The following is an 8431-nucleotide window of genomic DNA, read 5'->3' on the forward strand; positions in this document are numbered from 1 at the left end:
TCGCGCCCGCGACCATTCGGACCATCGAGCCGGACGGACGCCAGCGCGATCGCTGCTACTGGGACATCAACTTCGTGCCCCGTCCGGAGGAACGCGATCTGTCCTTCGAGGATTGGCAGGAGCTCACCCTGTCCGCGCTGCGCACCGCCGTGGCGCGCCGTCTGGTGGCGGATGTGGATGTCGGCGTGCTGCTCTCCGGCGGGTTGGACTCAAGCCTCATCGTCGCCCTCCTGGCCGAGCAAGGCCAACGCGGCATCAACACCTTCTCGGTGGGCTTCGAGACCGTCGGGACCGAGGTTGGCGACGAGTTTCAGTACTCGGACATCATCGCCGACGCCTTCGCGACGCGTCACCACAAGATCCGGGTTGATTCGGCTTCGCGTCTTCTGCCCGAGCTGCCCAATTGCGTGCGCGCCATGGCCGAGCCCATGGTCAGCCACGACGTGATCGGCTTCTATCTGCTTTCTCAAGAGGTCGCCAAGCATGTGAAGGTGGTTCAGAGCGGGCAGGGCGCGGACGAGGTCTTCGCCGGCTATCACTGGTATCCGCCGATGCTCGGCAGCACCGATCCGCTCGGCGACTATGCGCAGGCCTTCTGCGATCGCACGCACGAGGACTATCGTCGCGCGGTCGACCCGCGTTTTCACGGCGAGGACGCGAGCCGCGCCTTCATCGCCGCGCATTTCGCCCGCGCCGGTGCGGATGCGCCGGTCGACAAGGCGTTGCGAATCGACCAGCAGATCATGTTGGTCGACGACCCGGTCAAGCGCGTCGACAACATGACCATGGCGTGGGGCCTGGAGGCGCGGGTGCCGTTCCTGGACCACGAGCTGGTCGAGCTGGCCGCGCGCATGCCCGATCGGCACAAGCTCTGCGATGAGGGCAAAGGCGTGCTCAAGGCGATCGGTCGCCGGCTGATCCCGGCCTCGGTCATCGATCGGCCCAAGGGTTACTTCCCGGTGCCAGCGCTCAAATATCTGCGCGGCGAGGTCCTCGAATCCGTGCGCGATCTGCTGCATTCACCGCGCGCTCGCGAGCGCGGTCTCTTCCAACCGGCCTATATCGATACCCTGTTGGCCGCGCCGGACGAACACCTGACCCCGCTGCGCGGCTCCAAGCTGTGGCAGGTCGCGCTGTTGGAGATGTGGCTGCAAGAGCAAGGGGTCTGACACCGATGAGCAGAGATCGCATGCGACATCGCTTCGAGCGCAGCCGTGCCCCGTCGCTCAAGAACTGGGACCGCCAACCGCGCGCGGACCAGGCGCTCGCTCAGCCCGCGATCGTCGACTGCGGCTGGGGGCGGCTGCTCTTCGGTCAGACCTTCTCGGACCCCAAGGCACTCGCCGAGGCGCTCCAGGAAGAGCACCGCGGCAAGCGTGACGTGGCGCTTTACCTGAGCGATCCCCATGTGGTGCTCTCCTATGCGCCGCGGGATCTGTTCCTGGATCCGTCCCACACCTTTCGTCTCTGGCTCGAGCGTTATCAGTGCTCGCCGCGCCGGCCCAAGGGCTTTCACGTGCGCTTGCTCAACAGTCGCGACGATGCCGAGGCGGTCCACCGACTCTATGTCAGCCGCCGGATGGTGCCGCCGAGCGCGGACTTCATCCGGGAGCAGCGCACCTCCAAGGTCTTGACTTACTGGGTCGCGGAGGAGGAGCAGGACGGTCGGATCCTGGGTGCGGTGAACGGGGTCGATCATGTCGCCGCCTTCGCCGATCCCGAGAACGGCGCCAGCCTCTGGGCGCTCGCCGTCGATGCCCAGGCGCCTTATCCGGGCGTGGGAGATGCCTTGGTGCGACAGGTGATCGAGTATTATCAGGCGCGCGGTCGCGGTTTTCTGGACCTTTCGGTTATCCACGACAACACCCAGGCCATTCGGCTCTATCGCAAGCTCGGTTTCGAGCGCATCCCGGCCTTCGCGCTCAAGAATAAGAACGCCTTCAACGAGCCGCTCTTCATGGGACAACAGCCCGAGGCCAAGCTCAATCCCTATGCGACCATCATCGTCAACGAGGCGCGCCGGCGCGGGATCGCGATCGAGGTGCTCGATGCCGAAGGCGGTTACTTCGCCTTGGTGCTCGGCGGGCGCCGGATCGTCTGTCGCGAGAGTCTGAGCGAGCTGACCAGCGCCGTGGCGATGAGCCGCTGCGACGACAAGGCGGTCACTCATCGACTGTTGCGCAACGCCGGTCTGCGGGTCCCGGAGCAGACGCGTTTCGAGGCGTTGGATCAGGCCGAGGCGTTTCTCGCCAAGCTCGGCCGCCTGGTCGTCAAACCCGTGCGCGGCGAGCAGGGTGCCGGGATCAGTGTCGACGTGCGTGATCCCGAGACACTCGAGCGCGCGATCGCCGCGGCGCGGCGGGTCTGTGATCAGGTCATCCTGGAGGAGTATGTCGCAGGCGAGGATCTGCGTATCGTCGTGATCGACAACCGGGTGGTTGCGGCCGCGATCCGTCGCCCGGCGCAGGTGACCGGGACCGGTCAACACAGCGTGCGTGACCTCATCCAGGCCCAGAGCCGACGTCGCCGCGCGGCAACGGGCGGGGAGAGCAGCATCCCGATGGACGACGAGACCAAGCGGTGCGTCGTCTCCGCCGGTTACGATCTAGAGGCGATCCTGCCGGAGGGCGAGGTGTTGAGGGTACGCAAGACCGCGAATCTCCACACCGGCGGGACCATCCACGACGTCACCGCGCAGCTGAATCCCGTGCTCGCCGAGGCCGCCGTTGCCGCGGCGCGGGCGCTGGAGATCCCGGTCACGGGCCTGGATTTCCTTGTCCCTTCGGTGAACGGGACCGATTATGTCATCATCGAGGCCAACGAGCGGCCCGGCTTGGCCAATCACGAGCCCCAACCGACCGCCGAGCGTTTCGTCGACCTGTTGTTTCCTCAGACCGCTGCACGGGAGTCGATATTTTGAAGTTGCCTGCCATCGATACGCGCTACCTGGTCGAGGTCCTGCTCAAGCTGCTGCATACGCCCAGCCCTTCCGGCTATACGGACCGCGTGGTCCATCTGGTGTGCGAGGAGCTCGAGCGCTTGGAGGTCCCCTTCGAGCTGACCCGCCGGGGCGCCATCCGTGCGACCCTCAAGGGCGAGGTCTCTCAGCCCGATCGCGCCATCGTGGCCCATATCGACACGCTCGGCGCCATGGTGAAGGCGCTCAAGGAGAACGGTCGTCTGCAGCTTGTGCCGGTCGGGCACTGGAATGCGCGTTTCGCCGAGGGCGCGCGTGCAACGCTCTTCACCGACAACTGCCAATGGCGCGGCACCATCCTGCCGCTCAAGGCATCGGGCCACACCTTCGCGCCCGAGATCGACAATCAGCCCGGCGGTTGGGATTTCGTGGAGTTTCGCATCGACGCGCGTGTGCGCGACGTCGCCGACCTTCTGCGTCTGGGGGTGCATGTCGGTGATTTTCTCGCGATCGACACCAGCCCCGAGATCACCGACACCGGCTTCATCAATGCACGCCATCTCGACGACAAGGCCGGCACGGCGGTCCTGCTCGCGGCGATCGAGGCGGTGCGACGCGAGGGGCTCGCGCTGCCGGTCGACTGTCATCCGCTCTTTACCATCTCCGAGGAGGTCGGCTCCGGGGCGTCGGCCGCGCTCCAGCAGGATGTCGCCGAGATGCTGACGATCGACAACGGAACGACCGCCCCGGGGCAGAATTCGAGCGAATTCGGCGTCACCATCGCCATGGCGGATGAGGTCGGCCCCTTCGATTATCACCTGACCCATCGCATCATCCAGCTCTGCCAGGAGTTCGCGATCCCGCATCAGCGCGACGTCTTCAAGTACTATCGCTCCGACAGCGCCGCGGCCCTGACCGCCGGCAACGACGTGCGCACGGCGCTCGTGACCTTCGGTGTGGATGCCTCGCACGGCTACGAGCGCATCCATTTCGATGCATTGGAATCCCTCGCCCGGCTGGTGAGCGTCTACATGCAGGGCCCGCCCCTGTTCATCCGCGATCGCTTCGAGATGGGGCCGCGCACGGGCTTCCCGATCCAGCCCGGATGAGACTCGGATCAGTCGAGACGCGGACAAGACGATGCTGCATGCCCTGACCTTGATCCTCCTGTGCCAGCTCGCCGGCGAGAGCGTTGTGTTGCTGACCGGGTTGCCCGTCCCGGGACCCGTGCTCGGGATGCTGCTCCTGCTGGGGTGGCTCTTTTTGCGCGGCGGGATCTCGGAGGAGGTCGGGCGCACGGCCGATACGCTGCTCGCGCATTTCTCGCTCTTGTTCGTCCCGGCCGGGGTCGGCGTCATGCTGCACTGGGAGCGTCTTCAGGGTCAGTGGCCGGCGATCGCCGCGGCACTGCTGCTCGGGACACTCGTTACGCTGGCGGTCACCGCATTGACGATGGCCGGCGCGCAGCGGCTCCTCGCGACCGTCAGCCGGCGTCGGCGGGGTGCTGCCGGTGACTGAAACACCCTTCACCGAGATCTGGGTCTATCTCTCGGCCTCGCCGCTGCTCTGGCTGTCGGCGACATTGGTCTGCTATCTGGCGGCCGATCGGCTCTACCGCTTCGGGCGCGGCAGCCCGCTCCTGAATCCGGTCGCGGTGGCGGTCGCACTCTTGATCGGGATCCTGACGGTGACCGGGACGCCCTACGCCGTCTACTTCGACGGAGCCCAATTCGTACACTTCCTGCTCGGTCCGGCGACGGTCTCGCTGGCCATCCCGCTGTATCGGCAGCGCGAGCGGCTCGGGGCGCTCGCCGTACCCATCGGTGCGACCCTGCTGGTCGGTGTGCTGACGGCCAGTTTGAGTGCGATCGGGCTTGCGGCCTGGCTCGGAGCGGATATCGCCACTCAGATCTCGCTGGCCCCCAAGTCCGTCACGGCACCTGTGGCGATGGGCATCTCGGAGAAGCTCGGCGGGATCCCGTCGCTCACCGCGGTTCTGGTGGTGAGTACCGGCATCGTGGGGGCGGTCTTCGGTACGGGCGTGCTGAAACTGTTGAGGATTCGCGACGATGCGGTCAAAGGGGTCGCCATGGGCGTCACCTCGCACGGTATCGGCACTGCGCGCGCCTTCCAGGTCAGCCCGACGATGGGTGCCTTCTCGGGTCTCGCAATGGCCCTATCGGCCTTTCTGACCGCCGCCCTGCTGCCTTCGGTCTTGGCGTGGCTGGGGTTGGTCGGCGGATAAGCGGGTGAGGGGCGTGCGCATAAACCCGGCCGAGACCATGAGCAACGCCTGGGTGAGGGCCGGCGCGCCGCGGGGACGCGGCGCGCGAGACGGGCGCGAGCTATTGCTTCTCGACCGTGCTCATCGTCATGATGCTGTAGGCCGGGCACGACCGCACGAAAGCGGTGCCGATCAGGGCGACGCCGACGAGGGCGAGCCAACTGCCGGCGAACACACCCCAGAGGATGATCAGTGCGCCGGCGGCCAGGCGAACCTTGCGGTCTTTCTCACCGATATTTTTGGTCAATTCCATGCGAGGCACCTCTTGCAGTGATGGTCTGTGAGGAATCGATGCCGATCCGACCTCCGATCGCGCGACCGCTTGCGGGTCGAATCGACTCGATCGCGCAGTGACGATGTCAGGCGGCGTAACCATACACATGGAAGGGTTTTAAGGGAACCCCAAGCTCAACCGAGGTGGACTGCTCACCGGCGAGGGCGGCGTTCGTCGCCCTCGCCGGAGACAGGCGCTCGTCACATCATGCCCAAGGTCTGCGGCAACCACAGCGAGAGTGGCGGCCAATAGGTGATGATCATCAGGAACACCAACATGGTGAGCAGCCACGGGAAGCAGGCGATGGTGGTCTCGGTCATTCCCAGTCGCGAGATCCCGCTCGCCACGTAGAGATTCAGGCCCACCGGCGGGGTGATCATGCCGATCTCCATATTGACCACGATCATAACGCCGAAGTGGATCGGGTCGATTCCGAGCGCCATCGCCACCGGGAACAGCACCGGGGCCGTGATCAGAATGACGGAGGTCGGCTCCATGATGTTGCCGGCCATGAGCAGCAGAACGTTGACCGCCAGGAGGAAGCCGATGGGGCCGAGCCCGGTGTCGACCATCCATTGCGCGAGCTCTTGGGGAATATTCTCGTAGGTCAGCAGGAAGGAGAAGAGAACCGCGTTGGTGATGATGTAGAGCAACATCGCCGACATGTTGGCCGAGTCCAGCAAGACCTTGGGCACCCGGCTCAGGGGCATGTCCTTGTAGACGAAGACCGCGATCACGAAGGCGTAGACCGCGCTCATGGCGGCGGCCTCGGTCGGCGTGAAGATCCCCGAGTAGATCCCGCCCATCACCAGGATGATCAGCAGCAGACCCCAGGCGGATTTTCGCCAGTACCGGAAGCGGGTCGCCCAGCTCGCCCGCGGCAGGCGCGGATAATTGTTGCGCCGCGCGATCCACCAGGTCGTGCTACCCAGCATGAGCGCAAGCACAAGGCCCGGGATGACGCCGGCCATGAAGAGCGCACCCACCGAGCTGTTGGTGGAGACGGCGTACATCACCATGACGATGGACGGTGGGATCAGGATTCCTAGGCCGCCGGACGAGGCGATGATGCCGGTGCCGAACCGCACGGGAAACTCTTGCTTGACCATGGCAGGGAGCAGGATGGCACCGACCGCCACGACGGTTGCCGGCGACGACCCCGAGACCGCCGCGAACAGCGCGCAGGCGAACACCGCCGAGAGCCCGAGTCCACCGTGAAAATGACCGACCATACTGGTGGCGAAGTCGATCATGCGACGCGCCACGCCGCCGTGGGTGAGGAAGTTCCCCGCGAGGATGAAGAAGGGGATCGCCATGATCTCGAACTTCTCGATCCCGGTGAAGAGCTTCAAGGCGACCGACTCGATCGGCACCGAGGTCATGGTAAAGAGATAGGTCAGCACCGTGAGGCCCAAGGCGATGGACACGGGCATGCCGGTGAGCATGAGGCCCAGCAGGAGACCGAAGATGATGAGTGCGGTCATGGACGGTTCTCCCCGCGGCCGTTGGATTCGGGCCCTTGCCCGGGCGTCTGCTTCCGCTCCTCCCGTTCGCCTCCGTGGATATGCTCGCGTTCCTCCGCGAGTCTGACCGCCTCGCCCAGGAAGACCGGCTCCGGCTGGCCGGTGGCCTGCGCGCGTTCGACCTCCTCGTCCAAGCCTTCCACGTGCGCATGCTCGTGGCGCGGCAGCTCACCGGTCCGAATGAACGACCAAGCGACCTGCAGGAATCGGAAACACATCAGGAAAGAGCCGAGCGGGATCGCCAGGTAAACGATCCATACGGGCATCTCCAAATCCGGGGTGATCTGATCCGTGTGCGCGAGGTGCCAGACGAAGTTGGCCCCGAAGCTGCCCACCAACCCGGTGAAGAGTGCCCCGGCCAGGAGCCCGAAGATGACGAACTTGGAGCGTGCCCACTCCGGGAGATTGATGATCAAGACGTCTACGCCGACATGGATGCCCGTGCGCACGCCGTAAGCCGCCCCGAATTTTGCCATCCACACGAACATGTAGATGCACAACTCCTGGGTCCAGCTCAGATTGATCTCGAAGAGCCAGTCGTAGATGACGTCCCAGCCCCACTCGGCCGACATGTCCAGACTGTAGCGATGCACCACCGCTACGAAAATCAACAGGGTAGCAGCGCCGATCAGGAAGGTGATCAGCCACTCCTCCAGGCGGTCCAGGACTTTCATCGTGGCGACCTCTGCGGTGGGGACGGGGTCCTAGCCCCGGATGTCGGTGGAGAAGGCCGGGCCAAGGGCCTGCTGCCCCGGTCCCGGCCTTGACCCGATCGGAAACGGCCCGATCAGAGCTTTCCCATGTCGTTCCCGGTCGCCTGATAGATGGATTGGATCAGCTCCTTGCCGACCCGGTCTTCCATCTCGCGGTGCACCTTCGCGAGGCGCTTCATCCACTCGGCCTTCTGCTCCGGCGTCAGCTCGATGATCTCGCTCTTGCCGCTCTCCTTGACGGCGGCGAGGGCATCCTCGTTGTCTTGTTTGGCGATCTCGTTGGCGTAGACCGTCGCCTCCGCCATAGCCTCTTCCAAGGCGGAGCGGATATCCGGCGGCAATCCATCCCAGAACGCCTTGTTCACGATGACCGCATAGCCCAGGTAGCCGTGATCGGATTTGGTCACGTACTTCTGGACCTCGTGCATCTTCTGCGTGTAGAGGTTCGAGGGCGGATTCTCCGTGCCGTCCACCACGCCGGTCTGGAGGGCTTGGTACACCTCGGAGAACGCCATGACCTGCGGGCTGGCGCCGAGGGCCTTCATTTGGGCCTCGAGGACCTTGGAGGACTGGATGCGCATCTTCTGGCCGCGGAAATCCTTGACCTCGCGCAGGGCCTTGTTGGCGCTCATGACCTTGAAGCCATTGTCCCAGTAGGCCAGGCCCAGGATACCCTTGTCACCCAGCTTGGCCAGCAGGCTCTTGCCCACCGGGCCCTCG

General features: G+C 65.1%; 9 protein-coding genes. 5 read left to right on the forward strand and 4 right to left on the reverse strand.

From position 1 onward, the window contains the following. From VLR48_RS08420 to VLR48_RS08440, 5 genes are all read left to right on the forward strand, one after another. Positions 1–1169, forward strand: a 1169-nt coding sequence (locus VLR48_RS08420) for an N-acetylglutaminylglutamine amidotransferase (RefSeq protein WP_325291353.1), incomplete at its 5' end; no start/stop codon positions are given. 20 nt (positions 1170–1189) lie between these two features. Beyond that, the gene (gene ngg, locus VLR48_RS08425) at positions 1190–2920 is read left to right on the forward strand and encodes an N-acetylglutaminylglutamine synthetase (RefSeq protein ID WP_325291354.1); all 1731 of its coding nucleotides are present in this window, start codon (positions 1190–1192) and stop codon (positions 2918–2920) included. Between the two features lie 2 nt (positions 2921–2922). Continuing rightward, positions 2923–4026: an osmoprotectant NAGGN system M42 family peptidase gene (locus tag VLR48_RS08430; RefSeq protein ID WP_325291355.1), complete on the forward strand. Its 1104-nt coding sequence runs from the start codon at positions 2923–2925 to the stop codon at positions 4024–4026. Positions 4027–4057: 31 nt separating this feature from the next. After that, a complete protein-coding gene (locus VLR48_RS08435) occupies positions 4058–4435 on the forward strand; it encodes a CidA/LrgA family protein (RefSeq protein ID WP_325291356.1) in 378 nt (125 codons plus the stop codon). Next, positions 4419–5162, forward strand: a complete 744-nt coding sequence (locus tag VLR48_RS08440; RefSeq protein WP_414718596.1) for an LrgB family protein — start codon at positions 4419–4421, stop codon at positions 5160–5162. Before VLR48_RS08435 ends, VLR48_RS08440 begins: the two co-directional genes overlap by 17 nt. 100 nt (positions 5163–5262) lie before the next feature. Here VLR48_RS08440 and VLR48_RS08445 read toward each other — a convergent pair whose 3' ends face one another. The 4 genes from VLR48_RS08445 to VLR48_RS08460 form a co-directional block, all read right to left on the reverse strand. Further along, positions 5263–5454, reverse strand: coding sequence for a DUF2892 domain-containing protein (locus VLR48_RS08445; RefSeq protein ID WP_325291358.1), 192 nt, complete (start codon positions 5452–5454; stop codon positions 5263–5265). Between the two features lie 221 nt (positions 5455–5675). Then, entirely contained in the window at positions 5676–6959 is a 1284-nt protein-coding gene (locus VLR48_RS08450) for a TRAP transporter large permease subunit (RefSeq protein WP_325291359.1), read from the reverse strand. Continuing rightward, positions 6956–7672 carry a TRAP transporter small permease gene (locus VLR48_RS08455; RefSeq protein WP_325291360.1) on the reverse strand — a complete coding sequence of 239 codons (717 nt, stop codon included), beginning with the start codon at positions 7670–7672 and terminating at the stop codon, positions 6956–6958. Before VLR48_RS08455 ends, VLR48_RS08450 begins: the two co-directional genes overlap by 4 nt. 113 nt (positions 7673–7785) lie before the next feature. Further along, on the reverse strand, positions 7786–8431 hold a 646-nt coding region (locus tag VLR48_RS08460), incomplete at its 5' end, for a DctP family TRAP transporter solute-binding subunit (RefSeq protein WP_325291361.1).

Source organism: Thiocapsa sp. (assembly GCF_035467215.1).
Taxonomy (GTDB): domain Bacteria; phylum Pseudomonadota; class Gammaproteobacteria; order Chromatiales; family Chromatiaceae; genus Thiocapsa.